Origin of the sequence: Labedaea rhizosphaerae, assembly GCF_004362825.1 — a bacterium.
Lineage (GTDB): Bacteria > Actinomycetota > Actinomycetes > Mycobacteriales > Pseudonocardiaceae > Labedaea > Labedaea rhizosphaerae.
This window is the reverse complement of record NZ_SNXZ01000004.1, coordinates 573,927-600,045: the sequence shown is the minus strand read 5'-3', so window position 1 is coordinate 600,045 and position 26,119 is coordinate 573,927. Positions and strand designations below refer to the sequence as shown.

24 protein-coding genes are annotated in these 26,119 nt (G+C 69.5%); 13 read left to right on the top strand and 11 right to left on the bottom strand.

The features are described 5' to 3' along the window. Nucleotides 1–197: 197 nt before the first annotated feature. Together argS and EV186_RS25745 are read right to left on the bottom strand one after the other, a co-directional pair. Entirely contained in the window at nt 198–1,907 is a 1,710-nt protein-coding gene (gene argS, locus EV186_RS25750; protein ID WP_133852175.1) for an arginine--tRNA ligase, read from the bottom strand. 625 nt (nt 1,908–2,532) lie between these two features. Further along, nucleotides 2,533–3,573 carry an LLM class F420-dependent oxidoreductase gene (locus EV186_RS25745; RefSeq protein ID WP_133851955.1) on the bottom strand — a complete coding sequence of 347 codons (1,041 nt, stop codon included), beginning with the start codon at nt 3,571–3,573 and terminating at the stop codon, nt 2,533–2,535. Between the two features lie 146 nt (nt 3,574–3,719). Between EV186_RS25745 and trxA the strand changes: the two genes are divergently transcribed. Both trxA and EV186_RS25735 read left to right on the top strand, forming a co-directional pair. Beyond that, nucleotides 3,720–4,049, top strand: a complete 330-nt coding sequence (gene trxA / locus EV186_RS25740; RefSeq protein WP_133851954.1) for a thioredoxin — start codon at nt 3,720–3,722, stop codon at nt 4,047–4,049. 238 nt (nt 4,050–4,287) lie between these two features. Next, a complete protein-coding gene (locus EV186_RS25735) occupies nt 4,288–6,156 on the top strand; it encodes an arabinofuranosyltransferase (RefSeq protein WP_166659328.1) in 1,869 nt (622 codons plus the stop codon). A gap of 21 nt (nt 6,157–6,177) precedes the next feature. On the opposite strand, the gene EV186_RS25730 is transcribed toward EV186_RS25735, so the two are convergent. The 8 genes from EV186_RS25730 to EV186_RS25700 all read right to left on the bottom strand — a co-directional run bounded on the left by EV186_RS25730 (nt 6,178) and on the right by EV186_RS25700 (nt 13,244). Continuing rightward, on the bottom strand, nt 6,178–6,810 hold the full coding sequence (locus tag EV186_RS25730) for a TNT domain-containing protein (protein WP_208115782.1): 633 nt from the start codon (nt 6,808–6,810) through the stop codon (nt 6,178–6,180). Nucleotides 6,811–6,921: 111 nt separating this feature from the next. Further along, entirely contained in the window at nt 6,922–7,998 is a 1,077-nt protein-coding gene (locus EV186_RS25725) for an MBL fold metallo-hydrolase (RefSeq protein WP_133851952.1), read from the bottom strand. A 107-nt stretch (nt 7,999–8,105) separates the two neighbouring features. Next, nucleotides 8,106–8,390, bottom strand: a complete 285-nt coding sequence (locus tag EV186_RS25720) for a hypothetical protein (protein ID WP_133851951.1) — start codon at nt 8,388–8,390, stop codon at nt 8,106–8,108. Continuing rightward, entirely contained in the window at nt 8,387–9,370 is a 984-nt protein-coding gene (locus EV186_RS25715) for an MvdC/MvdD family ATP grasp protein (protein ID WP_166659327.1), read from the bottom strand. Before EV186_RS25715 ends, EV186_RS25720 begins: the two co-directional genes overlap by 4 nt. Nucleotides 9,371–9,372: 2 nt before the next feature. Continuing rightward, nucleotides 9,373–9,519, bottom strand: a complete 147-nt coding sequence (locus tag EV186_RS39055; protein ID WP_166659326.1) for a hypothetical protein — start codon at nt 9,517–9,519, stop codon at nt 9,373–9,375. A gap of 104 nt (nt 9,520–9,623) precedes the next feature. Continuing rightward, on the bottom strand, nt 9,624–10,727 hold the full coding sequence (locus EV186_RS25710; protein WP_133851949.1) for a transcriptional regulator: 1,104 nt from the start codon (nt 10,725–10,727) through the stop codon (nt 9,624–9,626). 16 nt (nt 10,728–10,743) lie between these two features. Continuing rightward, nucleotides 10,744–12,207 (bottom strand): helix-turn-helix transcriptional regulator, encoded by a 1,464-nt coding sequence (locus tag EV186_RS25705; protein ID WP_166659325.1) that lies wholly within the window; start codon nt 12,205–12,207, stop codon nt 10,744–10,746. Beyond that, nucleotides 12,204–13,244: a sensor histidine kinase gene (locus EV186_RS25700; RefSeq protein WP_208115781.1), complete on the bottom strand. Its 1,041-nt coding sequence runs from the start codon at nt 13,242–13,244 to the stop codon at nt 12,204–12,206. Before EV186_RS25700 ends, EV186_RS25705 begins: the two co-directional genes overlap by 4 nt. Before the next feature lie 382 nt (nt 13,245–13,626). On the opposite strand from EV186_RS25700, the gene EV186_RS25695 reads away from it, so the two are divergent. The 4 genes from EV186_RS25695 (at nt 13,627) to EV186_RS25680 (ending at nt 17,496) form a co-directional block, all read left to right on the top strand. After that, nucleotides 13,627–15,381: an acyl-CoA dehydrogenase family protein gene (locus EV186_RS25695; RefSeq protein WP_133851946.1), complete on the top strand. Its 1,755-nt coding sequence runs from the start codon at nt 13,627–13,629 to the stop codon at nt 15,379–15,381. Next, nucleotides 15,378–16,211 (top strand): 4'-phosphopantetheinyl transferase family protein, encoded by an 834-nt coding sequence (locus EV186_RS25690; protein ID WP_133851945.1) that lies wholly within the window; start codon nt 15,378–15,380, stop codon nt 16,209–16,211. Before EV186_RS25695 ends, EV186_RS25690 begins: the two co-directional genes overlap by 4 nt. Before the next feature lie 20 nt (nt 16,212–16,231). Further along, nucleotides 16,232–17,041 carry an AfsR/SARP family transcriptional regulator gene (locus tag EV186_RS25685; protein WP_133851944.1) on the top strand — a complete coding sequence of 270 codons (810 nt, stop codon included), beginning with the start codon at nt 16,232–16,234 and terminating at the stop codon, nt 17,039–17,041. Between the two features lie 95 nt (nt 17,042–17,136). Next, nucleotides 17,137–17,496, top strand: a complete 360-nt coding sequence (locus EV186_RS25680; protein ID WP_243754266.1) for a hypothetical protein — start codon at nt 17,137–17,139, stop codon at nt 17,494–17,496. 6 nt (nt 17,497–17,502) lie between these two features. Here the strand turns inward: EV186_RS25680 and EV186_RS25675 are convergent, their stop codons facing one another. Continuing rightward, on the bottom strand, nt 17,503–18,426 hold the full coding sequence (locus tag EV186_RS25675; RefSeq protein ID WP_208115780.1) for an acyltransferase domain-containing protein: 924 nt from the start codon (nt 18,424–18,426) through the stop codon (nt 17,503–17,505). A 278-nt stretch (nt 18,427–18,704) separates the two neighbouring features. Here EV186_RS25675 and EV186_RS25670 point away from each other — a divergent pair, with 278 nt between their 5' ends. The 7 genes from EV186_RS25670 (at nt 18,705) to EV186_RS25640 (ending at nt 26,070) form a co-directional block, all read left to right on the top strand. Then, complete coding sequence (locus tag EV186_RS25670) at nt 18,705–19,733, top strand: ketoacyl-ACP synthase III family protein (RefSeq protein ID WP_133851943.1); 1,029 nt, start codon at nt 18,705–18,707, stop codon at nt 19,731–19,733. Beyond that, nucleotides 19,730–20,989 carry a beta-ketoacyl-[acyl-carrier-protein] synthase family protein gene (locus EV186_RS25665; RefSeq protein WP_133851942.1) on the top strand — a complete coding sequence of 420 codons (1,260 nt, stop codon included), beginning with the start codon at nt 19,730–19,732 and terminating at the stop codon, nt 20,987–20,989. Before EV186_RS25670 ends, EV186_RS25665 begins: the two co-directional genes overlap by 4 nt. Nucleotides 20,990–21,188: 199 nt before the next feature. After that, nucleotides 21,189–22,406: a ketosynthase chain-length factor gene (locus EV186_RS25660; RefSeq protein ID WP_133851941.1), complete on the top strand. Its 1,218-nt coding sequence runs from the start codon at nt 21,189–21,191 to the stop codon at nt 22,404–22,406. Next, a complete protein-coding gene (locus EV186_RS25655; RefSeq protein ID WP_133851940.1) occupies nt 22,394–22,651 on the top strand; it encodes an acyl carrier protein in 258 nt (85 codons plus the stop codon). The genes EV186_RS25660 and EV186_RS25655 overlap by 13 nt, the downstream gene beginning before the upstream one ends. A 172-nt stretch (nt 22,652–22,823) precedes the next feature. Next, on the top strand, nt 22,824–23,600 hold the full coding sequence (locus EV186_RS25650; RefSeq protein WP_133851939.1) for an SDR family NAD(P)-dependent oxidoreductase: 777 nt from the start codon (nt 22,824–22,826) through the stop codon (nt 23,598–23,600). Between the two features lie 35 nt (nt 23,601–23,635). Continuing rightward, nucleotides 23,636–24,574, top strand: a complete 939-nt coding sequence (locus tag EV186_RS25645; RefSeq protein ID WP_133851938.1) for an aromatase/cyclase — start codon at nt 23,636–23,638, stop codon at nt 24,572–24,574. Then, entirely contained in the window at nt 24,571–26,070 is a 1,500-nt protein-coding gene (locus EV186_RS25640) for a class I adenylate-forming enzyme family protein (RefSeq protein ID WP_133851937.1), read from the top strand. Before EV186_RS25645 ends, EV186_RS25640 begins: the two co-directional genes overlap by 4 nt. Nucleotides 26,071–26,119: the final 49 nt, after the last annotated feature.

The following is a 26,119-nucleotide window of genomic DNA, read 5'->3' as shown; positions in this document are numbered from 1 at the left end:
GTCGTTCGAACGCCGATCGCCGAGCAAGCACCACGCTATTGGTGGCGATTGTCGGCCGTCAAGGTGCCCGCGAAGGGATACCCCGTCCGGTGGGACGGTCACACCGGACGGCCGGTTCCTGCGATTGACGGCGCGTGGTCACCACCACGGTTGGCCCAACCGGGTCACACCATGGGATGAGGTCTTATGGCAGCTCTTTACAAACGTTCCGGCGCGTCGATTCCCAGCAGGGACAAGCCGAGCACGAGCACGTCGGCGGTCAGCGCCGCGAGGGCCAGCCGGGAACCGCGCACGTCATCGGGGGTGCTCGACGCCAGGATCGGGCAGTTCTCGTAGAACCCGGTGAACGCCGACGCCGTCTCGAACAGGTAACCGCAGAGTTTGTGCGGTGCGTATTCGGCGACGGCCGCGTCGATTGCTGCGGGAAGCTGTAGCAATTTGACCGCGAGTGCCCGTTCGGCTGGTTCGCCGAGGCGGACCGCGGTGCCCGGCTGGACGGTCTCGCCGGCCTTGCGCAGTACCGACCGGATTCGTGCGATCGCGTATTGCAGGTAGACGGACGTGTTGCCGTCCTTGGCCAGCATTTTCTCCCACGTGAACACGTAGTCCTTGAGCCGGTCGCCGGCGAGGTCGGCGTACTTCACCGCGCCGATGCCCACCGCCCGGGCGACGGCCGCCCGGTCGGCCTCGGCCAGCTCCGAGCGCTCCTCGATGACCTTCGCCGCGCGCGCGACCGCCTCTTCGAGCAGGCCGATCAGCGCCACCGACTCCCCGGCCCTGGTCCGCATCATCTTGCCGTCGGCGCCGAGCACGCTGCCGAACGCGATGTGCTCGGCGCGGTGCTTGTCAGTGAGGTAGCCGGCCTGCGTGCAGACCGCGAAGACCATCTGGAAGTGCTGGGCCTGGGGGCTGCCGACCACGTAGAGCAGGTCGGTGACGTCGCGCTCGCGGGTCCAGTACCGGGCCGTGGCGAGATCGGTGGCGGCGTAGCCGTAGCCGCCGTCGCTCTTGCGCACGATCAGCGGCAGCCGCTGGCCCTCGCGGCCGGTGAACCCGGGCGGGAACACGCAGACGGCGCCGTCGCTGACCTCCGTGAGGCCCAGTTCGGTGAGCTCGTCCACGACCTCGCCGAGGTAGGGGTTGTAGAAGCTCTCGCCGTAGATGTTGGCCTGGGTCAGCCGGATGCCCAGCAGGTCGTACACCGCCTGGAAGTGGCGCGCGGACTCATCGACCAGCCGCTGCCACAGCTGCCGGGTCTGCTCGTCGCCCGCCTGCAGCTTGACCACGCGGTCACGCGAGCGGGTGGCGAACGCCTCGTCGGCGTCGAACTTGGCGCGGGCCTGCTGGTAGAAGGCGTTCAGGTCGGTGATCGAGCCGTCCAGGCCGCTGTCGAGCATGTGCTCGATGAGCATGCCGAAGGGTGTGCCCCAGTCGCCCAGGTGGTTGTGCGGGAGCACCTCGTGCCCGGCGAAGGCCAGCAGCCGGTGCAGCGCGTCGCCGATCACGGTGCTGCGCATGTTGCCCACGTGCATGGTCTTGGCCACGTTCGGGCTCGAGTAGTCCAGCGCGAACCGGCGCGGCGCGTCGGTGACCGGCACGCCCGCCCGCGGGTCGCCGAGCAGCTCAGCCACCCGCTCGGCGAGCCAGTCGTCACGCAGCACGAAGTTGACGAACCCCGGCCCGGCGATCTCGGTCTCGGCCACCATGTCGGCCGCGTCGAGGGCCTCGACCAGGGCGGTGGCCACCTCGCGCGGCGGCCGGCCGAGCTTCTTGGCCAGGCTCATCGCGATGTTGCACTGGTAGTCCACTCCGTCGCGTGTGGACGGACGGATGAGCGTGTCGACCGGGTCGACGCGCACGTCGAGCCCGGTTCGCAACGCGGCGGCCACGCGGGCGCCGAGTTCCATCCCGAGATCTGCGTGCGTGCTCACGACGACTCCTGCCTGCGAAGGGGGTGAAGAACCCAGTATCGCAGGCGACGACGTCCCTCCCGCTCACCCGGGCGTGTCCCACATTCGCGCCGGGTGTGTCCCCTCTTCCGACCCGGTGTGTCCCCTGTTCCAGCAGGGCGTGTCCCCCACTCCGGCTGGGTGCGTCCCACATTCGCGCCCCCGTGTCCGACACCCAGCGCGAACCAACCCGAGGCCAGGCCGCAGCCGACCGCGGCTCGTGGGTTCGGTTTTACACGGGGCACGACGGCCCTAAACTCGCGCGGTGCGGGCGCCTCACCTCCTGCCCGTTTTAGCGCCCGCGAGGGCCGTCGTGGGGGTCCCCGTGTCAAACCGAACCCACCCCAAAAGCCCCTGAACACAACGCGGGACACATCCCGCGCGAGTGGGGGACACCCGGTCGGAACGGGGGACACACCGGGCCGGAGCGGGGGACACACCCTGCGGGAGTGGGGGACACACCCTGCGGGAGTGGGGGACACACCCTGCGGGAGTGGGGGACACACCCTGCTTGAGAGGGGGACACACCCTGCTTGAGAGGGGGACACACCCGGCGTGAGTGGGGGACACGCCCGGGTCGGGGTTATCCGGCCAGTTCGCGCAGCTTGGTCATGAGGGCGAGTCGCTCGGGGTGCGTCGGGGCCAGCGGGGTGACGTTCACCGTGGTCACCCCGGCTTCCTTGAGCGCCGCGAGTCGTTCGGCCACAACGCTTTCCGGTCCGATGAGGTTGGTGGCGCGGACGAGTTCCTCGGGTACCAGCGCGGTGGCTTCCTGCTTCTTGCCGTCGAGGTAGAGGTCCTGGATCTGCTTGGCCTCGGCCTCGTAGCCGTAGCGGCACGCCAGGTCGTTGTAGAAGTTCTTGCCCCGCGCGCCCATGCCGCCGATGTAGAGCGCGAGCTGCGGGCGGATCATGTCGACGTAGGTGCCGACGTCCTCGGTGATGGCCACCGCGGTGGGGATGATGATCTCCAGCTCGCCCAGGCTCGGGTCGCGCTTGGCCTTGCCCTCGGCCAGCGCGTCGCCCCACACCTGCGACGCCCGCTCGGGGTGGAAGAAGATCGGCTGCCAGCCCTCGGCGATCTCCGCGGTCAGGGCCACGTTCTTCGGGCCGATCGCGGCGATCGAGATCGGCACCCGCTCCCGCACCGGCGTGGTGATGAGCTTGAGCGGCTTGCCCAGGCCCGTGCCCTTGTCGGCGGGAAGAGGAATTTGGTAGTGCTTGCCCTGGTAGTTGACCCGTTCGCGGCGCCACACCATCCGGCAGATCTCGACGATTTCGCGGGTGCGGCCCAGCGGCGCGTCGTAGGGCACGCCGTGGAAACCTTCGATGACCTGCGGGCCGGACGCGCCGATGCCCAGCATGAACCGGCCGTTCGACACGTAGTCCAGCCCGGCCGCGGTCATGGCGGTGAGCGTGGGCGTGCGGCTGTAGAGCTGGAGGATCCCGGAGGCGATGGTGAGCCGTTCGGTGCGTGCCGCGATGTAGCCGAGCTGGCTGACCGCGTCGAACGTGTAGACCTCGGGCACGGTGACCATGTCCAGGCCCGCGCGTTCGAACTCGCCCAGCTCGGCGACCGTCTCCATGAACCCGCCCGAGTAGGCGAGCGGCATGCCGATGCGCATGGATCCTCCGTTGGCTCGGGTGGCTACTGGATAGTAACCACGGATCGCCCGGCCCGCGCCCGTGATGCTGGCTACGATCGGGAATGCGAGCGGGGTCGTGACGTTGACCTGTACATACGGCCCGCATCAGGTACTGAGGAGAAGACATGGCAGGCACCGTCAACGCGGTCACCGAGGCGACCTTTGCCGACGAGGTCCTCAAGCACGACAAGCCGGTGCTTGTCGACTTCTGGGCGACGTGGTGCGGTCCGTGCCGGATGATCTCCCCGATCATCGAGGAGCTGGCCAAGGAGCGCGACGACGTCACGTTCGTCAAGATCAACGCCGACGAGAACCCGGCGGTCGGCCGCGACTACGGCGTGATGGGGCTGCCCACCTTGCTGCTGTTCAAGGACGGCGCGCCGATCCAGTCGTTCGTGGGCGCGCGGCCCAAGGGCAAGCTGGTCGCCGAGCTGGACGCGGCGCTGACCCAGTAAGCGCGGTTTCGACGCTGTGGCCCTCGACCTCACCCGAGGTCGAGGGCCACAGTTTTGTCCAGGGGTGTACGACCCGGCCATAGGGCAATTCCTGGACAAATAGTGCCCATAATTCGCACGGGCCTAGGAACCGGTAACACCGGGCATAGCCCGGTCGGAATATCCATGCATGGTCTTGCCAACTGCCCGTCCGGCGCAGGCGGCTAAACATGCACTCCCAGACCGCCGCAGAGTCCTTTTGTTCGGCGCCGAAGCGGTGGCCGCGGTCATCACGGCGTCGGTGGTGAGCTTTCTCGTCCAATGGGTCGTCAATCGGTTGCCGATCGAGCACGAGACCAATGTGCCGATCACGCTCACGTGGACCGCTGTCCTCATTCTGAGCTGCGCGATGCTGATCCTGATGTGGCGGCAATGGTCGTGGTCCGCCACGCTCGGCGCATGGATTCTGCCCGCCGCCCTGACGTCGGTGGTGCAGGCGCTGGAATTGTTCGGAACGCCGTTCTACCTCAACGGTACGAGCGGCGACCAGTTCTTCCGCCTCCAGTACCTCCAGCGGCTCACGGTCTCCGCCGGGCTGGCCGACGACAACTACCCCGGTTTGCCACCGTTCTACCCGGCCGGCTGGTTCTGGCTGGGTGGCCGGTTCGCCAATCTCGTTGGTCATCCGGCCTGGGCCGCTTACAAGCCGTTCGCGATCATGTCGATCGCGGCGGTGTCGTCGCTGTTGTTCGTCTTGTGGAGCCTGGTCACCTCGCGGCGCAAAGCACTCGGCATCACCGCCGTGCTCGCGCTCGCGAGTCTGACCTACGGGGCGTACGAGCCATACCGCTGGCTCGCGATGGTCACCATCATCCTGAGCGCGGTGCTGGCGTGGTGGCTCTTCCGCTCCGTCACGGATCCGAACGACTCGACGAGACGCGGTCCGGCGACCCTCCTGGTCGGGATAGGACTCAGCGTCACAGCCGCGACTTATACGCTGGTGTTCCTCTTCGGCGTGCTACTCCTCGTGCTCCTCGCCCTCATGGCCGCTCTGGTGGCCCGGTTCGAGGGGAGCAGGCCCCGGGACTGGCGCTCCACGGCCACCCTCGCCAAGGACCTGACGCTCAGATTGGTCCTGCTCGGTCTCGTGGCGTTGCCGCTCACATTGCTGGTGTGGGTCCCGTACCTGTACGCCATGCTGAGCCGGCCCACGGCCGCGAACGCGGCGGCCCAGGTCTTCCCGATCGGCCTGGCGAAATTCGGGACGCCGGTGTTGAACCCGACTGTTGCCGGTGCCGTCTGCCTGCTCGGTCTGGTGTGGATCGTCATTTCCTGGCGGCGGAGCACCGTCGCACAGGCGTTCAGCGTCATCCTGGTGGCTTGCGTGCTCTGGCAGGTGCTGTCGACGCTGGTGCTGGTCTTCGGCACCACGTTGCTGCCGTCGTACATCGCCGCGGTGGGCGAGGTCGTCTTGTGGTGCGCTTGTGGGTTCGGGGTGATCGACCTCATCGGGTTCATCCCCCGCCGGGTCAAGATCAGCAACCCGTGGAGCATGCGACTGCTGGCGTCGGTGCTCGCCGTGCCGGTCGCGATCGGGCTGACGCAGGCGGCTCCGCGCAGCGACCTGCTCCCCAGCGCGTTCAACTCGTACGGCCCGGACGGCCACGCCGCGAACCCGAAGGCGAAGTCGGCGGGACGCTACAACGAGCAACTGATTGCGACCATCGCGACCTTGTCCGGGAAGCCGCCGCAGGACAACGTACTGCTCACAAACCACTACCAGCTGTTGGATTTCCAGCCCTACTACTGCTTTCAGACCAGCAAGGAGCAGTACGCGAACCCGCTTGCGCGCTACCCGGAACGGAACCAGGAGCTGGTGAGCTGGTCGCAATCGACGACGCCGACGGAGTTGCTGGCGAAACTGGCGGTCAGCGAGTTCGAGCCGCCGAACGTGTTCGTGTTCTTTCGCAACAAGGCGGGGAACTACCCATTCCACCTTGCCGCCACGGACTTCCCGAAGGAGAACCGGTCGTGGGGGGTGACGTTCCGGTCCGAGGTCTTCCGCTCCGCGGACTTCGCGAGCCGTGACGTCGGTCCGTTCACGGTCATCGTCCGCGTCGAACGATGACCGTGAACGCCTACCGCGCGGTTACCTGACCCGGGTCAGGTAACCGTTGTCGACCAGCCACATCACGTTGAGCTGCGTGGGCGAGCCCGGCACGAGGCTCCCGTCGAGCTGGTACTGCAGGCCGCCGCCCGGCTGCGCGAACCACGCCGCGATGGGCCCCGCGTCCACCGCGAACGGCTTCGTGACCAGGTAGACGTGGTAGTTGCACGGTCCCGCCGGCACGCTGTCCAAACTGGACGGCGGGATCGAGCGCATGGCGTATGGCAGGCCGAGCGGGGCGAGGAAGCCGCCGTACTCGCTGCCGTAGCGGTCGATGCGCTGGCCGGGGGACAAGGTGAGCTGGAACTCGATCGGGTGGCCGTCGACGCCGATGACGTAACCGTTCAACGGCGGGTAGCGCCACGAACCGGTGCCCGAGTCGTAGAACATGTCCAGGAACTGCCGCTCCGGGAGGTACCCGGTGCGGTGGTAGCCGATCAGCTGCAGACCGACGTCCCCCGCCACCGGCAGTTGCTCCGGACCCAGTCGCGAATCGCCGTGGTAGAACGACGCCGAGCACTCGGTGAGCGATCGCGGCGCGGCCTCCGCCGGAGCCGCGACCAGCGCGACGCTGACCAGCACCGCGCCGAGGATCGCCCCCACCCGTCGGATCACGTGAACCTCCCAGGCGGCCGGATGCGTTGTCCCGCAACGGTTGTGGGCAGCCCGGCCAGAAGATCACGCTAGCGGCGCGCGGTCCTGCGGAAAATGGCAGTCACCCGAACGTCACGCCTGGCCGAGCGTTTGCCACCAAGGGTCGATGGATCCGGGGGCGTCGACGTCCACGCGTTCACCCGGTCGAGGGATCGCGATCGCCACGTCCCGGGCTTTCGCCTCCCGCCAGACCCGGTCGGCCGGCTCGGCCCACGCGTGCGTCGAGAGCACGAACGTCGCCCAGTGCACCGGGATCATCAGCCCGCCGCGCACGTCCACGTGGGTGGCGACGCCCTGCTCGGGGGTCATGTGGATGTCCGGCCAGCCCTCGCCGTAGGCGCCGACCTGCACGAGCGTGACGTCGACGGGTCCATGCCGCTCGCCGATCGCCTGGTAGCCGTCGAAGTAGCCGGAGTCGCCGGTGTAGATCACGGACCGGCCGCCCGCCTTGGCCAGCCAGGACGTCCAGAGCGTGCGGTCGCGGGCGAAGAGGCGGCCGGAGAAGTGCTGCGCCGGGGTGGCGGTGATGGTCAGCTCGCCGAGCTCGACCTGCTCGTCCCAGTCCAGCTCGATGATCCGGTCCGCGGGCACCCGCCAGCGGTCGAGGTGCGCGCCGACGCCGAGCGGCACCAGGAACGGCGCGTCCTGCGTGCGCACGAGGTCGCGGATGGTGGCCATGTCGAGGTGGTCGTAGTGGTCGTGGGAGATCACGACGGCGTCGACCCGCGGCAGGTCTTCGATCCGGTGCGGCGGCTGGTGCAGCCGCTTCGGGCCGGCAAACTGCGCGGGTGAGACCCGGTCGCTCCACACGGGGTCGAAGAGCACCCGCGCCCCGCCGAGTTCGACCAGCGTGGAGGCGTGGCCGTACCAGGTGACGTGCAACCCGGTGTCGGTGATCTCGGCTGGTCCCACCAGCGGCACTGCGCCCACTGGCTTGCGGACCTGCTTGCCGAACAGGTAGTCGCGCAGGACGCCACGCAGGTCGCCGGCCATCGTCGAGGTGTGCGCGCGGTTGTGGAACCGGCCGTCGGCGAACTGCCGCGAGCCACGCACCCGCTCGGCCCGCGCTCCGGTCGCCTTGCCGCCGATGGCCGCCGGGATGTCCCGCAACGCGCGCACCGACTCGGCGACCTTCCGCAATCTGCTCATGCCCAAGACTGCCACGAACGGCGGACCGCTCGCCGTCTCGCTGAGAGGTCCCTGAGAGTTCGAGAGGTTCCGGGCGTGGCGCGATGATGTGTGGCTGCAGGGAACGCTCAAGCGGTCTCGCGTTGTTGGTCCTGGGGCGCCTCGACAGGCTGCGTCTGCATGTAGTCGAGGGCCGTGCGGAGTTCGTCCAGCAGGGCATCGGTGAGTCCGATGGCGGCCTCGACGTGCTTGACGGCTTCATGCAGGCGGCGGTCCTTCGACGTCGCGGCGAGGGTCTTCAGGTCTGGAATGGTCCGGTTGTTCAGGTGCCACCTGTTGGCGCAGGCATCGATGCGAGCGGCCCACAGGATGCGGGCCAGGTCAGGCAATGGCTTGGGTGCTTTCTCGGTCATGGCTGCTCCGAAGTCGTGTGATTCGCGAGGGTTCTTCGCGTCAGCATTCCTGCTATTGCGGCGCTGATTGGCATTCCGGTCGTGTCCTCGATGAACAGCCACTGACCGTTCGGGTTGCATTCGAGGAACCAATATTTTCCATTGTGATCTTCGATGAAATCGAAGGCTCCGAAGTTCAAGCCGGATGCCTGGAGGAATTTGACGCAGTGGGCCTGCAGTTGGTCGGGCATCGAGGTTTCCCGGGCCCAGAACGTTCCCTGCCCGGCGTTGGCGCGCCAGTCGCGTACGTCCACGCCGGGAAATGCTTCTTCGCCCCCGCCGACCTCTGCCGCGAACACTTCGTCACCGACCACTGTGACTCGGAGTTCGCGGGCTGGTTCGAGGCAAGCCTGGAAGATCACCGGGTCGGCGATGAGCCCGTCGAAGTTGAGGGGCCGGCCTGCAGTGATGCGGGTGGTGTACAGAACACTGCCTTTGGGCGATCGTGCCGCGAGCGGTTTGACGACGCAGGTGCCGAGTCTCTGGACGAACTCGCGGGCCTGCCGTGGATCTGATGTCATCAGCGTGTCCGGGACGCTGAACCCGATCGATTTGGCCAACGCCAACTGCCTTGCCTTGCACTGGCTTCGCTGGATGGCGAAGTAGTCGGACACCCACACCGCGTCGGGGAACTGCGACATGAGGCATCTGGTCAGCGCCTCCCAGCCATTCAAGGCGTATTCTTGGTAGTCGGCGGGCACTGGCAGGCTCGGCGCCCGCAGTACCAGTGGTTTCCGGTACCAGACGCCGTGGACGTCAGCCAGTTCAGTGCCACAATGTGACACCACTGCCGGTCCGGTCTCGGTGAGCCGAAAACTCAGCGACTGACCGTCGAAGGTCCGAGCTGGGTCCACAACGACCAGTTCGGTGTCCGACGTGAAGTGTTGGGCCACCGGCGGCACGGAAACGTCACCGGTGGCCGTGACAACGACGATCCGCATGGCTAGTCGTCGGAGCCTTCGTTGTCGGTTGTCTTGACATCGATGGTCGTACGGCTGAAAGCCGCTGCTGCCGGGCATGAGGCGATCTCCGCGACAACTGCGTCTGCCGGAATCGCCAGGGCGGCCATGAACGGCACGATTTGCTGCATCGTGATCTCCTTCGATTCGCTGGTGTGATCACGATCGACTATCGCGGGAATGAGCGGTTCAAGGCCAACAGCTCAGAGTTGTACAACACGGAGCTGTACCGGGATCAGTGCAGGCGCGCGTCAATCGCAAGGCGCAGGAGCGCGGCGCCCGCGGCCTGCAGCGGATCGGTGCGGAGCGTGTCGGCGACGGACGCGGTGGTGAAGGGCCGTCGTTGGAGAACCCGTCCCTCGGCGTTGGTGGCCCCGGCACTGCCGAACAGTTCATCGAACACAGGTGCGTCGATGATCGCGACGGTGAGCAGGTCGGTTGCGAACGTCAGCGGGTCGACACCGAGTCCCAGGCAGTAGACCCGTAGCTGGGCGTCGTCGCGGGCTTGGTCGAGACGGGCGGCGAACGGCCAAGAGCCGTAGTCGATGGGCGCTTGTTCGCTGCCGTGGTCTTCATCGTCGCCGTGCAGCTCCTCGGCGAACTCGCGGACCATGTTGCGCCAGAGGGAGAAGTCGTTGTCGATGTTCCACTGGGGTCGACCGGACTGCTGGAAGATTCCGACCGGAATGGCTTGGTACATGCCGCCGGCGTGGCCGACCTTGCGGGGATCACGCCAGTGGAGCAGGAAGGTCTTGTCGCCGGTGTCCGGTTCGTTGCGAATGGTGAGCGTGCTGATCGCGAGGTTCACCGGTCGTTGGGCCGGGTCGCAGGGATCGGTGACCTGTTCGCGAATGCCGTGTGGAGCACGGTGGCCGAGGTGTGCCAGGGCGAACTCGTGCGCCGCAGCCTCCCCGGTGTTGATGCTGTCGAAGTAGGAACCGAGACCGAACTCGAGCACGGCGTGCCCTGGCGTGAGGTTCGCGTCGAGCAGCCGGTAGGTCGGCCGGTTCTCGAACACTGCCGGAGCCGCGACCTGCGCCATGACCTCGGCGTAACGGGTGTACTGGTGGCCATCAGCGCGGGTCGGCAGCCAGTCCAGGCGGACGGTGTCCGACGGTGCGGCGGCGGTGTCGAGACTCAGCACGATCTCATCGAGCGGCAGCGGCTGGGACGGGATCCAGTGCGGTCGGGTGAGCAGCGGCGTGTCGTGAACAGTCTCCGCTGTGGAGTACGAGTCGGCGGCGGCGCGGTCGAGACTGCCGCGGTTGTTGCGCAGGTAGGTCCGGACGTCGAGCCACTGTTGTTCGCTCGGCGTCAGCTTGGCCGTGCTCGTGTTCATGCCGCTCCCAGGCTGGTCACGGGATCAGGACATCGCGATGCTGCCAGGCAAGGGCCAAGCAGGCGGCTCCAGGTGCGGCGATCGGCTCGCTCGACAGGATGCGGTCGACCGCATCCGCGGTGAACGGCACACCATCAGCCGCGCGGCCGTCGCCGATTGCCACCACTTCGCCTTCGTCGTTGAATCGCACCGTGGCGGCGAAGTTCTTCTCGAACACGTCATCATCGATCACCACGACGGTCAAGATCGTGGCCGCGAGGGTCAGGGCGTCCATGCCCATACCGAGCACGAAAGCCGACAACCGGCCGTCGTGACGAGCCGTGCTGAGAGCTTGGTACAGCGGCCAGCGGTCGTAGTCGACGGGTTGGGTCCTGGTCCCGTCGTGCTCGGGCTGACCCAGTAGTTCCTCGGAGTACTCGCGGACCATGTTGCGCCAGAGGGAGAAGTCGTTTGCGCGGTCCCACAGCGCCACGCTCGATGGTTGGAACTCCCCGGCCGGAATCACGTCGTACACCCCGGCGGCGGTTGCGACCCGCGATGGGTCTCGCCAATGCAACAAGAAGGAGGGCGGAGATGGAAATCGTCGCAGACGAAGGGTCAAGGTGGTGATCGCGGGGATGATCGCCCGCCGGCCCGGGGCGAACGGGTCGCCGATGAGGTCCCGGAACGGTAGTTGACCGCCCAGTCCGTCTGCGTCATCAGGAAGGCCGTCCATGCATGCGATCGACATTTCGTGGGCGAGTGCCTCCGACACATCCAGTTTGTCGAAGTAGGCGGCCAGCCCGAACTCCAGTTGACCTGACGTGATGGATCCGCCGAGGTAGCGGTAGCTCGGTCGTGATTCGAACAGCCGCGGCCGGTCGAGGTGTTTGACGGCGGAGGTGTAGGAGGCGAACGACGTTCCCTGGTGGTGTAGCGGACGGACGGCCGACGTCTCCGGTTCCATGCCGGTGATGTCGAAGTGTTGGCGTTGCTCGCACAGGCTCAGCCTCACTTCGTCCAGCTCCACCGGCTGATCGGCCACCCAGCCTGGAGCGGCGATCAGCGAGGTCCGCGGGAGCCGATATCTGGCGGGGTAGTACCGCACGGCAAGCAGGCCGAGCTCGAAACGGTGTCGGTTGAGCCAGTCGCGCTGCGCACGCCAAGTGCCTTGGCTCCTGGCCACATCCGGTGCCATCGCGTGCGGAGTTGCCGACTGGTTGAACGACCCGGCCAAGCCGAGCCGCTCGGGAGGGATCCCCAAAGTCCGTGCGAAGGCGCGGCGCAGTTCGATCGTCAGCTGGCGTGTGCCGGTCTCCAGCTGGCTCAAGAACTGCTGCGTGATTCCCACCGCGCTCGCGACAGCGCCCTGGCTGCGGCCGCTGGCGAGGCGATACTCGCGGACGACCGAACCAGGGTGATCCTCGATGTTGGGCAGCTCGCCGGTACGACGCAGCCACGGGATCGAATTGTCGTCCGCCGGCTTTCGATCGGCGGTCACGAGACGATCACTCCACCGTGTGCTGCTCGCGCGAACTTCGGGAACCGCGCGGTCACCTTGGTACCCGCCCCGGGAGCTGTGTCGAAGATGAGTGCGTACTGGTTCCCGTAAAGCATGCAGATCCTGTTGTTGATATTCGCGATCCCGACGTGTGCCCCGGGGATGCTGCCGCCTTTGGCAATACCCTCGAGCAGGCGACCGGCGTCCATCCCCACGCCGTCGTCCTCGATGCTGACCAGTACCTCGCTTCCCCGATCCTGCGCCAGCAAGGTCAACGTACCGCCGCCGACCTTCTTCGCGATGCCATGGCGCACCGCGTTCTCGACCAAGGGCTGTAACGACAGGAACGGCACCCGGGTCTGCAGGACCTCCGGAGCGACGTTCACGTGTACCTTCAGCCTGTCGTGGCCGTAACGAGCGACCTCCAGAGCCAGGTAGCGACACACATTGATGACCTCTTCTGCCAAGGTCGTGAACATTCCAGACGAGCGAAAGGTTTCGCGGGTGAACTCGGCGAGGTCGAGCAACAGCTCCCGAGCTCGCTCGGGATTGGTAGCAATCAGACCGAGGATGGTGTTCAACGCGTTGTAGAGGAAATGCGGCGAGATCTGCGCGAGTAGCGCCTTTGCTTCAGCTGTGGCCAACCGCATGCGAACCGCATCGAGTTGACGGAATGTCATGCGATCGCACAAGAATTGGGCGATGGCGTCGGCTGTCGACCGCAGCCGTACGAGGTCGGCTCGGCCCAACATGATCAGCGCGCCTTCGACTTGCCCCTCGACGGTCAGCGGCACGATGACCACCGAGCGCACCGCGCACCGGCCGCGGGTCTGACACGGCAGGTGGTCGTGGGTGGCATGGGTGACATAACCCGACGTGACGACCCCCACCGCGAGGTGGCAGATGTCGTCGTAGTGCTCGTTGGCTGAACCATCCCATGACAGCAGTTCGCCGTTGGCGTCCACGAGGCCAAGCGCGAGGCACTTCGCTACTTCGCGCAGTAGCGGTGCTGCTTTGTCCGTGGCCCGCTGGGTCATCCCGCCTCGGCAGTGGTCGGCTGCCTCTGAGATCCGCTTCAGCGCGTGTCCGACGACGTCTTCAACGGCGGATCGGTGACGCCTGATCCCGAACAGGGCTCCCCCAAAGTCGACCATGAGGCTGCAACTTTCTGCAAGCATGAAGCATCAGCCTGTGCAACGCAAAGTCTCGGCCGCGCATGCCAACGGGCGGGGGCGACCTCGGCGTGACCGTCCGTCATGGATCCAGGGGCGTGCCGCCGGTAGGGGTGGGGGCTGGTCCTTGAGGGGGGTTGATCCGAGTTCTTGTCGAGTCCGGCTCGACGCAGCGTGGTCAACCTCGGGATGTGTAACCCACACGGGCGACCGGGCCCGTGTCCCTCGTGAACGATCGGGGATCGGCGTGGAACCCAATGAAACTCTCCACCCCGCCGGGGCGGCGGCCCTCGCGGGCACCGATCGGCTGGCCGCGGCCAAGGCACGGGTGGCCGAAGTGGACGCCGCGTTCGGCGACCCGTGGCACCGCGACAACCCGATCGGGTTCACCGCGATCGGTGCGGCCGACGAGGCGGGCGAGCTGCCCGCCGAAGGCGTGCGGCGCTACCACGAACTGGGCCTGAACAAGGAGTTCGTGCCCGCGGAACTCGGCGGCCGGCTCGATGGTCTGGACCTGCTCGGCCCGACGCTGCGGCCCATCTTCCGCCGCGACGCCGCGCTGGCCACCGGCTGCGCGCTCACCGCCTACATGGCCGCGACCGTGGTCTGGCTCAACGGCACCGAAAGCCAGCGCAAGCGCCTGGCCGACGTGCTGCTGCGCAACGGCACGGCCACGATCGCCTTCCAGCGCTTCGACCACGACAACGAGTTCGTCAGCGACGAGTTCCGCGCGCGGCGTGACAGCGAGGGCATCGTCTTCTCCGGGCGCAAGCTCGCGATCAACAACGCCGCCGACGCCGACCTGCTGATCACCTTCGCGGCCGTCGGCGACAACGCCTACTCGGTCTTCCAGTTCGACCCCGACGAGGCGGGCGACAAGCTCCGCAGGCTGCCGCGGCACACCACCAACGGCGCCCGCGGCCTGAAGATCTCGGGCCTGGAGTTCGCCGACGCCCGGCTGCCCATGGACACCCTGGTCGGCGGCTGGGGTGACGGCACGGCCGTCGGCCTGCGCACGTTCCCCCTGATCCACTCCTCCGTGCCGTCCATGGTGGTCGGCATCGGCGACACGGCGCTGCGCACCGCGGCCCGGTTCGGCCAGGAGAAGGGCGCCTACACCCGCGGCGTGCTCGAGGTGCCGCGGGCCCGGGCGGCGCTGGCCGGGACCTTCGCCGACCTGCTGATCGGCGACTGCCTCTCGCTGGTCGCCACGCGTGCGGTGCAGTTGATGCCCGACCAGTGCGACGTGCTGGGCGCGGTCGTCAAGTACGTGGTGCCGAAGCTGGTCAGCGAGACCATGTACCACCTGTCCGTGGTCATGGGCGACGCCTTCCACGCCCGCAGCGGCCACAACGCGATCTTCCGCAAGCACGTGCGCGACCTGGCCACGGTGACCTTCGGCCACGTGAGCAGCGCCGTCTGCCAGGCCACCATCGCGCCGTACCTGCCGGTGCTCGCCACCGAGAAGCTGGACCTGGCGCACGCCGCACCCGCGGACCTCTTCCGGATGGAGCGCCCGCTGCCCGCCCTCGACCCGGCGAAGCTCGCGGTCTTCGGCGGCTCCGACGGCCTCGGCGCGCACCTGGCGACCGCGGCCGCCGAGCTGCCCGTGGCGGTGGTCGGCGGCGCCGTCGGCCAAACCCTCTTGCGCCAGCTGGAACTGCTGCGCACCGAGCTGGACGAACTGCAGCAGGCCTGCGCGACGCTCGACGGTTCCGGCTACGCCGCCGACCCGAAGGCGTTCCCGCTGACCGACCGCTACGCGCTCGTGCTGGCCGCGGCCACGTGCCTGGGCGTCTGGCTGAACGCGGGCGCCGGTCCGGACGAGTTCCTCAACGACCCGTGCTGGCTGGTGCTCGCCCTGCACCGGCTGCTGCGCCGGCTCGGCTTGCCCGGCCCGCAACTGCCCGCCGAGGTGGAGCAGCGGGTGTGCGAGGAGAGCCTGCGGCGCGCGGCCGAGGCACGCAGCTACGACCTGTTCGGCGTGGAGCTCTCGGGATGACCCTCACGGCCGCACCACCGCCGGTGCTCCAGGTTCGCGGCCCGGACGGGCCGTGGACCGGGGCGCTCGCGGCGTTCGAGCGAACGGGCGTCGCGGTGGTGTGCGCCACGCAGGCGGACTGGCGTCCGCACCTGCCCACCGGCTCGAACCTGAAACGGTTGCTGGGCCGGGATTTCCGCCGGTTCCGCGCGCTCGCCTCGGACGAGCTGCGGGCGCGGTTCGTGGCCAGCCGGATGCTGGTGAAACACCTCGCGGCCGGGCCGCTGCAGGTCCGGCCCGAGGACCTCGAGCTGGGGTACGGCATGCACGGCCGCATGTACCTGCGCGGCTGCGAGCAGGTGGAGATCAGCCTGAGCCACACGCGCGACGTGCTGCTGGTCGGGATCAGCTCGGTCGGCCTGATCGGCGTGGACACCGAACCGGCCGACCGCAAGCTCTACGGCCGCGACGTCGAACGGCTGATGTGCACACCGCACGAACGGTCCGAATTGGACGCGTTGGAACTGACCGACCGCAACGACCGGCTGTTGCGCCTGTGGACGTTGAAGGAGGCGTACAGCAAGGCGCTCGGGCAAGGCTTGCTGTTCCCCTTCACCGAGTTCGGCTTCGTGCCGCAGGGCTGGTCGGCGCAGCTGGCCCGCGCCGACGGCACGCCGGTGGGCGACGCGCAGTGGCGCTACTGGACGGTGCCGGTGGCCGGGAAGTTCCTCGGCGCGATCGCCGTGCAGAACAACCGCCGCTCCGAGCGCCGGGACACCCGGGTCGGGACGGCGTTGCCCCAAAGGCTCGTCAACAGCATTCAAGACTCACTCCGCGCGCGGGCGGGGTAGCACCGGAAAGAGGTCGGCAGATGGACGTGCAGTTGCTCGGGCCGCTCGCAGCGCGGCTCCACGGCAGGTCGGTGGTCCCGGAGGCGGCCAAGCCGCGCAAAGTGCTGGCGTTGCTGGCGTTGCGCGCGGCCCAGGTCGTCCCGGTGCCCGTGCTGCTGGAGGAACTGTGGGAGGAGAGCCCGCCGGCGAGCGCCATGACGACGTTGCAGACGTACGTCCTGCAGCTGCGCCGGATGATCTCCGCGGCCATGCCCGACCAGCCGGTGGCGGCGGCGAAGGACGTGCTGTGCACGCGGTTCGGCGGGTACCTGCTGAACCTCGGCACCGGCGCGTCCGACGTCGCCGAGTTCACCCACCTCGGTGCGATGGGCGAGCACGCCCTCGCCCTGGGCGACCCGGACACCGCGAGCCGCTTGTTACGTGACGCCTTGAAGATGTGGCGTGGTGCGGCCCTGGTCGACGTGGAGGTCGGCCCCCGCATCGGCGCCGACCTGCAGTTCCTCGCCGAGCAGCGGCTGACGATGCTGGAGCAGCGCCTGGACGCGGACCTGCAGCTGGGCCGGCACGCGGAGGTGCTGGGGGAGCTGGCCGCGCTGACCTCGGAGCACCGGATGAACGAGCGGCTGTGCGAGCAGCGGATGATCGCGCTGTGCCGGTCCGGGCGGCGCTGCGATGCGTTGCTGGCGTACAACAAGCTGCGCAAGGACCTGGCCACCGACCTCGGATGCGAGCCGGGCAAGCGGTTGCGTCGCCTGCAGATGGCCGTGCTGAACTCCGACCCCGCGCTGGATGCCCGCCCGGGGCGGCGCCCCCGGCTGCTGCTCGGCTGACCTCACTTGCCGGCCGCGGAATCCTGTGGAAGCAACGGCGCCGCGGTCAGTAGGGTGCGCGATCGGCAGCGTGTCCGGTCGGTCCGAGGAGGTGCGTGGTGCTCGTCGAGGGTGTGCCCACGACGGTGCTGTGGCGGCCGACGGGACCGGAGGAGCTGGCGCTCGTGCGGGAGTCGGGCTGGCGGGCGTGGCCGCCGCGGTTGCCGGAGCAGCCGATCTTCTACCCGGTGCTCGACGAGGACTACGCGATCAAGATCGCCCAGGACTGGAACGTGCCCAATTCCGGCGTAGGCTACGTGACCCGGTTCCGCGTTGAGTCGGAGTTCCTTGACCGCTACCCGGTTCGCCAGGCGGGCGGCCGGACGATCCTGGAGTTGTGGGTGCCCGCCGAAGAATTGGACGAGTTCAACGCGCACATCGTCGGGTCGATCGAGGTCGTGCACGAGTTCCGCTGATCGCTTTCAGACCAGGCGCGACCGGGCCGCCTGCACCGCGGCCCGGTCGGCTTCCGGGCCGCGGAAGCGGTCCGGAAGCAACGGGGTGACCACGCCACGCGGGTGGCGGCGGGCGATCGCGGACAACCCTTGCCCAGGACCGGCTTCCACCAGGTGAACGTCCTGAGTGGACAGGATGTTGTCCAGCGTCGGCCAGAAGCGAACCACCGAAGCCGGTTGCATGCACCAGAATTCCGGCGTGCCCGGCTCGGTCAGCGGCTCGGTCGTGTAGGCCGACCAGAGCCGCAGCCGCGGCTGCTTCAGCGGCACCGAGCGGAACGCGGGCAGTGCGCGCTGGCAGACCGTGCCGATCGCCGGGCTGTGGAACGGGCGGTCCGACTTGGCGCGCAGGCAGACGAAACCGTCCGCCTTGAGCGCCCGCTGCACCGCCGCGAGCGGCGCCGCCGAGCCGGCGAGAAGAACCTGGTTGGGCGCGTTCTCGGCGCCGACCACCACGTCCTCACGCAGGTAGGGCAGGACCTCCGCGGCCGACGCGGCAACCGCGAGCATGCCGCCGGGCGGCGCTTCGGCCAGCAGCCGGGCCCGTTCCAGGAGCAGCGCCGCCACGTCCTCGACCTCGAAGATCCCGGCCAGGGTGGCCGCCGCCAGCTCACCGATGCTGTGCCCGACCAGCGCCCACGGCCGCACGCCCCAACCGAGCACCATCGCGCCCAGCGCGTAGTCCACGGCGAAGAGCAGCGGTTGCGCGCGTTCGGCGTCGTCGACCGGGTCGCCGTCCAGCCAGGCGCTGCGCAGGTCGTCGTCGAAGAGCGGGAGGACCCGGTCCATGGTGGCGGTGAAGGCGGGGTCGTGGCCGTAGAGGCCGGCGGCCATCCGCGCGTGCTGCGCGCCCTGGCCGGGGAACATCAAGACGACGGGCCGGGGGTCCATCCCGCCACTGTGACCGGCCGGCCTAGACCCCCGGTCGACCGAACGTAGTGCGGAAGACACCCGGCGTGAACGTGGGACACGCCCTGCCGGAAGAGGGGACACACCCGGCCGGAACGGGGGACACGCCGGGTCGGAACGGGGGACACACCCGACCCGACTGTGGGACACACCCGGTCGGAAGGAGGGACACGCGCGGTGGGTGGGTGGCGTGGGGCTTCTAGTGGGGTTGGCGGGCTGCGTCTACTGGCCGTCTAGTCGGGCGCCGGACAGTGGGGCGTGTGCGTTACGACGGTCTCTTCCTAGCTGGGCACGGCGCGTGGCTGCCGCCCGCGGTGCCCGTCGCCGACGCGCTCGCCGCGGGCGAGGTCAGTGCACGCGATGCCGATCGCGCCGGGATCGAGTCGGTGTGCGTTGCCGGTCGTGACGACGAGGACGCCCCGCCGCGGATGGCCGCGCGCGCGGCGAAAGCGGCGATGGCGCGGTCCGGGCACACCCTGGCCGAGATCGACTTGCTGCTGCACGCGACCGTCTACCACCAGGGCCACGACCTCTGGGCGCCCGCGTCGTTCGTCCAGCGCGAGGTGCTGGGCAACACGTGCCCGGCCATCGAGGTCAAGCAGATGTCCAACGGTGGCATGGCCGCGCTGGAGCTGGCCGCCGGCTACCTCAGCGCCGGGCCCGCGCGGGTCGCGGCGCTGCTGACCGCGGCCGACCGGTTCGCCAAGCCCGGTTTCGACCGGTGGCGGAGCGACCCGGGCACGTTCTACGCCGACGGCGGCACCGCGCTCGTGCTGTCCACCCGGCGTGGCTTCGCCCGCCTGCTCTCGATCGCGACCTGCGCGGACGCGGACCTCGAGCGGATGCACCGCGGCGACGACCCGTTCGGCCTCAAACCGTTCGCGGTGCGCGACACCGTGGACCTCGAAGCGTTGAAGAACGCGTTCGTACCCAAGTTCGGGCTGGCCGCCGGGATCGCCCGGGTCAAGGCGGGCCTCGGTACGGCGGTGAAGCACGCGCTGGCCGACGCCGACCTCGAACTGTCCGAAGTGGACTGGTTCGTGCTGCCGCACCTGGGGCAGCGGCGGCTGGAAGCGGGCTACCTGCGCCCGCTGCGGGCCGAGCCCCGCCGCACGACCGCGCGGTTCGGCCGCCGAATCGGGCACCTGGGCGCGGGCGACCAGTTCGCGGGCATCGGGCACTTGGCGGACACGGCGGGGGAACCCGGGCAAGCGGTGCTGGTCATCGGTTCGGGCGGCGGGTTCAGCTGGACGGCGGCCGTGCTGCGATTCGAGGAGGTGACCCGGTGACACGGGTCGGCATCACGGGCATCGGCGCGGTCGCTCCCGGCGGCGTCGGGGTCAAGGCGTACTGGGAACTGCTGACGCAAGGACGCAGCGCGACCCGGACGATCACCGCGTACGACCCGTCGCCGTTCCGGTCGCGGGTGGCCGCCGAGGTCGACTTCGACGCGCGGGCCGCCGGGCTCGGCCCGCAGGAGATCCGGCGCCTGGACCGGGCCGCGCAGTTCGCGCTGGTCAGCGCCCGGGAAGCGCTCGCCAGTGCCGGGCTGACACCGGGCGAACTCGATCCGGACCGGACCGGGGTGGCCCTGGGCAGCGCGGTCGGGTGCACACGCAGCCTCGAAGAGGAGTACGTCGTCGTCTCCGACGGCGGGCGGCTGTGGGAGGTCGACCACCGCTACGCCATCGCCCAGCTCTACGGGCACTTCGTGCCCAGTTCGATGGCCGCCGAGGTCGGCTGGGCGGTCGACGCCCGCGGTCCGGCCGCCGTCGTGTCCACCGGCTGCACGTCCGGCCTCGACACCATCGGCTACGCGGCCGAGCTGATCCGCGAAGGCAGCGCCAGCGCGATGATCGCCGGGTCGACCGAGGCGCCGATCTCGCCGATCACGTCGGCCTGCTTCGACGCGATCAAGGCGACGACGCCCCGCAACGACGACCCGGCGACGGCCTCGCGGCCGTTCGACCGGACCCGCAACGGGCTCGTGCTCGGCGAGGGCGCGGCGTTCTTCGTGCTGGAGGACATCGACGCGGCGCTGGCGCGCGGCGCGCACGTCTACGCCGAGGTCGCCGGGTACGCGACCCGTTGCAACGCCTACCACATGACGGGCCTGCGGATGGACGGGCACGAGATGGCCGAGGCCATCACCGTGGCCCTGGCCGAGGCGCGCACCGATCCGTCCGATGTGGACTACGTGAACGCGCACGGGTCGAGCACCAAGCAGAACGACCGACATGAGACCGACGCCATCAAGCAGGCGCTCGGCCTCGAGCACGCCCGCGCGACGCCGGTCAGCTCGATCAAGTCGATGATCGGCCACTCGCTCGGCGCGATCGGCTCGTTGGAGATCGCTGCGTGCGCCATGGCCATCGAGCACGGCGTCGTCCCGCCGACGGCGAACCTGCGCGAGCCGGACCCGGAATGCGACCTGGACTACGTACCGGTCACCGCCCGCGAGCACCGCACCGACGTCGCCTTGACCATCGGCAGCGGGTTCGGCGGGTTCCAGAGCGCGATGGTGTTGAAGCGGTGCCCGTCATGACCGCCGGGCGTGTCCCACATCCAAGCGGGGTGTGTCCCACACCCGGGTCGGGTGTGTCCCACGTTCAGACCGGGTGTGTCCCACATCCAGAGCGCGGGCGCGGCACTCGACGGCGGCCCGACTGTGGGACACGGCAGGTCCGAGTGTGGGACACACCCCGCGGGAGTGTGGGACACACCCGGTCGAAGGAGTGCGCGTCATGACGGCCGTGATCACCGGGATTGGCGTCACCGCGCCGACCGGACTGGGCACCGACTCCTATTGGGAGGCAACGAAAGCGGGCCGGTCGGGCATCACGCCGATCGACCGGTTCGACGCGAGCGGCTACCCGGCCCAGCTGGCCGGCCAGGTCCCCGGGTTCACCGCGGCCGAGCACCTGCCCTCGCGGCTGGTCCCGCAGACCGACCGGATGACCCAGCTCGCGCTGACCGCGGGCGCGTGGGCGCTGGAGGACGCCGCCTACGAGCCGGACGCCTTCGGCGAGTACGGCGTCTCGGTGGTCACGGCCGCGTCCGGCGGCGGGGTCGAGTTCGGGCACCGGGAGCTGGAAAACCTGTGGCGCAAGGGGAAGAAGTTCGTCAGCGCCTACCAGTCGTTCGCCTGGTTCTACGCGGTGAACACCGGGCAGCTGTCCATCCGCCACGGTGGGCGCGGGCCGTGCGGCACGCTGGTGACCGAGCAGGCGGGCGGGCTCGACGCGGTCGGGCAGGCCCGCCGGCACGTCCGGCGCGGGACCCCGCTGGTGGTCACCGGTGGGGTCGACGGCGCGTTGTCGCCGTGGGGCTGGGTCGCGCAGTTGTCGACCGGTCTGGTCAGCGGTACGGGGTACCGGCCCTTCGGCGCGGAAGCCGACGGCTACCTCCCGGGTGAGGGCGGCGCGATCCTCGTGCTGGAGGACGCGGAGTCCGCCGCCGCGCGCGGGATTCCCGCCTACGGCGAGATCGCCGGGTACGCCGCCACCCTGGACCCGCGACCGGGACTCGACGCGCCGCCGGGCCTCAGAAGGGCAGCCGAGCTGGCGCTCGCCGACGCGCGGGTCACGCCGTCCGAAGTGGACGCGGTGTTCGCCGACGCCGCCGGGGTGCCCGAGCTGGACCGGATCGAGGCTCAAGTCCTCTGTGGTCTGTTCGGACCGCACGGCGTGCCGGTGACCGCGCCGAAGAGCGCGACGGGGCGGCTCTTCGGCGGTGGTGCGGCGCTGGACCTGGCCGCGGCCCTGCTGTCGCTGCGCGACGGCGTGCTGCCGCCGACCCCCGGCGTCGAGCGCCCCGACCACCCGATCGACCTGGTCACCGGCGCGGCGCGCGAGTTGCCGCTGCGCACCGTCCTGGTACTGGCCCGCGGGCACGGCGGCTTCAACGCGGCCGTCGTCGTGCGGGCACATCACGGAAAAGGAGCACACCCATGGCGCAGCTGAACCTCGAGGACCTGGTCGCGATCATGCGGGACTGCGCGGGCGAGGACGAGCACGTGAACCTCGACGGCGACATCCTCGACACCCTCTTCTACGACCTCGGCTACGACTCGCTCGCCCTGCTGCAGACCACGGGTCGCATCGAGCAGGAGTTCGACATCGTCCTCGACGAGGACGGCATCACCGAGGCCGAGACCCCGCGGGCCCTGCTGGCCCTGGTCAACGACTGCCTCGCCCAAGCGGCCTGACGCCCACCATCATTCATTCCGCATGAATACGTGGACGCCCGAATCAAACCCGCAGGTCAGCCCCCAGACCCCTGCTCGCCCCGACGGGAATTAGCCCGCTGAATCCCGTCGTGGGGGAGCCGTTCGAGATGTTGTCCAGAGTGGCTTGAGCACAGGGGATCACGGTGTGGCCATGCAGGACAGACTCGCGGTGGTGACCGGAGGGACCAGCGGGATCGGGCTGGCCGTGGCGCGGCTGCTCGGTTCGCGGGGCTACGCCGTCCACCTCTGCGCACGCACGGCGGAAGACGTGGTCAGCACCGTCAAACAACTGCGGGCCGAGGGCATCGACGCCGACGGCCGCGCCTGCGACGTGCGGCGCAAGGCCGACGTCGAGGAGTTCATCGCCGCGGCCGCCGCGGCCCGCGGGCCGGTCGAGGTGCTGGTCAACAACGCCGGGCGCAACGGCGGTGGCGTCACGGCCGAACTCGCCGACGACCTCTGGTACGACGTCATCGACACCAACCTCAACAGCGTCTTCCTGGTCACCCGCGCCGCCCTGTCGACCGGCGGGATGCGTGCGGCGGGCCGCGGCCGGATCATCACCATCTCTTCCACCGGCGGCAAGAACGGCGTCGCGCTGGCCGCGCCCTACTCGGCCGCCAAGAGCGGGGTCATCGGGTTCACCAAGGCGGTCGCGCTGGAACTGGCGAAGACCGGCATCACCGTCAACGCCGTCTGCCCCGGCTACGTCGAAACCCCGATGGCGCAACGGGTGCGCCAGGGCTACGCCGCGCACTGGGGTGTGTCCGAACAGGACGTCCAGACCAAGTTCGAGGCGAAGATCCCGCTCGGGCGCTACGTCGCGGCCGACGAGGTCGCGGGCCTGGTCGGCTACCTCACCACCGACGCCGCCGCGGCCATCACCGCGCAGGCTTTGAACGTGTGCGGGGGCCTGGGGAGTTACTGACACCCGCCCCGCGCCGGGAGCAAAGGAGTACCACCGTGCCAACCCCGAAGTTACGCACCGCGCGGCACGCCATCACGGTCGCGGCCGCGCCCGAGCGGGTCTACCGGCTGATCGCCGACGTGCGGCGCTGGCCCCAGCTCTTCAGCCCGACCATCCACACCGAACACATCGGGCGCACGGAAACCGAGGAGTCGGTGCGCATCTGGGCGCTGGCCAACGGCGAGGTGCGGGACTGGACCACCCGGCGGGAGCTGGACCCGGCCGGCATGACGGTCGCGTTCCGCCAGCAGGTGTCCAGCCACCCGGTGCTCGGCATGGGCGGGGTGTGGCAGGTCTACCCGGACCGGGCCGGCGCGCGCGTCGAGCTGCTGCACGACTACCGGATCGTCGACGACAACGAGCAGGACGCCGCGTGGGTGGCCCGCGCGGTCGACCGCAACAGCAGCGCCGAGCTCGGCGCGTTGCGGGAGATGGCGCAGGCGCCCGGCGAGCTGGACGAGCTGTGGCTGTCCTTTTCGGACTCGGTCGAGGTCGACGGCGACCCCGAGGACGTGTACCAGTTCCTCGCCCGGGCCCAGGACTGGCCGCACCGGCTCGCCCACGTGGCCCGGCTGGACCTCGATGAGGAAGTGCCCGACGTCCAGCACATCACGATGGACACCGTGGCCCCGGACGGTTCGGTGCACACCACGAGCTCGGTGCGGGTGTGCTTCCCGAGCTCGCACATCGTCTACAAGCAGACCCGGATGCCCGAGGTGCTCACCGCGCACACCGGTCGCTGGACCATCGAACGACGAGACGCCGCGGTCGTCGCGACCGCGCACCACACCGTGGTGCTCAAGCCCGAGGCACTGGACACGGTGGACGACGTGCGGACCAAGGTGCGGGCGGCGCTGGGCGGCAACAGCCTGGCGACCTTGCGCCGGGCCAAGGAGTTCGCGGAAGCCCGCCGTCCGGTGGAGCGTGTGGCATGAGGGTGGCTGTGAGCGTGCCGCTCGGACCGGTGGATGCGTTGCCCCGCTTGGCCGCCCAGCGCTGGCCCGACCGGGTGGCGGTGTCGGTGGCCAACGGCGACAAGGTCACCTACGCGCAGCTGGAGAAGCGCGTGTCCCGCCTGGCGGGCGGGTTGCGTGCGTTGCTCGGCGCTGACGACGCCGTGGTCGCGGTGTCGTCGGTGGCCGGGATGGACTTCCCGGTCGCCTACTACGCCGTGATGCGCAGCGGCAACGTGGTCGCGCCGGTCAACCCGGTGCTGCCCGCCGACGTCGTCGTCCGGCTGCTCGCCACCAGTGGCGCGGTCGCCGCGCTGCTGGCGCCGCACGTGTACGAAGCGGTGGCGCCGCTGCTGCACCGGGCGCCGAAGCTGCGCCACGTCATGGTGCTCGGTGCCGACGAGCCGATCGCCATGGGCAGCGTGACGTCGGGTCGCGCGCCGGACGAGGCCACCGCCGCGATCATGTTCACCAGCGGGAGCACCGGGCCCGCCAAGGGCGTGCGCCTGTCGCACCGCAACCTCAAGGCGGGGGCCGCCCAACTCGGTGCGGCGCACGACCTGACCGAAGGCACGGTCGTGGTCAACGCCTTGCCGATCTACCACCCCATGCACCTCAACGCGGGCGTGCTCGCGGGCGTGACCCAGGTGCTCGCCGGACCGGAGCCGGTCGCCGCCGTGCGCACCGCCGCCAACGTCGGCGCCACCCACTTCTACGCGTTGCCGTTCCAGCTCACCCGGCTCGCCGGGCACACTGACTTCGGCCGGCTGGCCGCCCCGACCGTGCGCATCGCCGCGTGCGGTGGGCTGCCCCTGCCATCCTCCATTGTAGACAAATTGACTTGTCACTTCGGCTTCCGGCTGTTGCAGGGCTACGGGTTGACCGAGACGGCCGGGCTCGCGCACTCCGACCTCGTCGGCGCGCCCAAGCAGGGCACGGTCGGCCCGGCGCTGGCCGCCGCGCAGACCAGGGTCGTCGGCCTGGAGACCGGCGCCGTGCTCGCGCCCGGCGCGATCGGCGAGGTGCAGGTGCGCGGACCGCAGGTCTTCGTGGGCTACCTCGACGCCCCGGCCCCGCTCGACGCCGAGGGCTGGTTCGCCACCGGCGACGCCGGTTTCGTCGACGAGGACGGCTACCTGACCGTGATCGACCGCGTGCGCGACCTCTTCCGGGTCGGCGCGACGCTCGTCTCGCCCGCGTCGATCGAGCGGCGCCTGCACGCCCACCCGGACGTGCGGGAGTGCGCGGTGGTCGGGCTTTCCGGCCTCGGCGCCGCCGCGCTCGTGGTGCCGCGTGGGCCGGTGGACGCCGACGCGCTGCTCGGTGCCCTCAACGCAGGCGCGTCGCACGCCGAGGCCGTGCGCCGGGCCGTCACCGCACCCGCGATTCCCCGCCTGGCCAACGGAAAGGTCGACAAGGACGCGGTGCGCGCCCGGCTCGCGGACTCGGTTCCGGTGGTCCTGTCGAACTCCAGTTGAGTGCGAGGAAGCGGTCGGACCATGGAGAAGAGGCCGAGAGAAGGCAGCC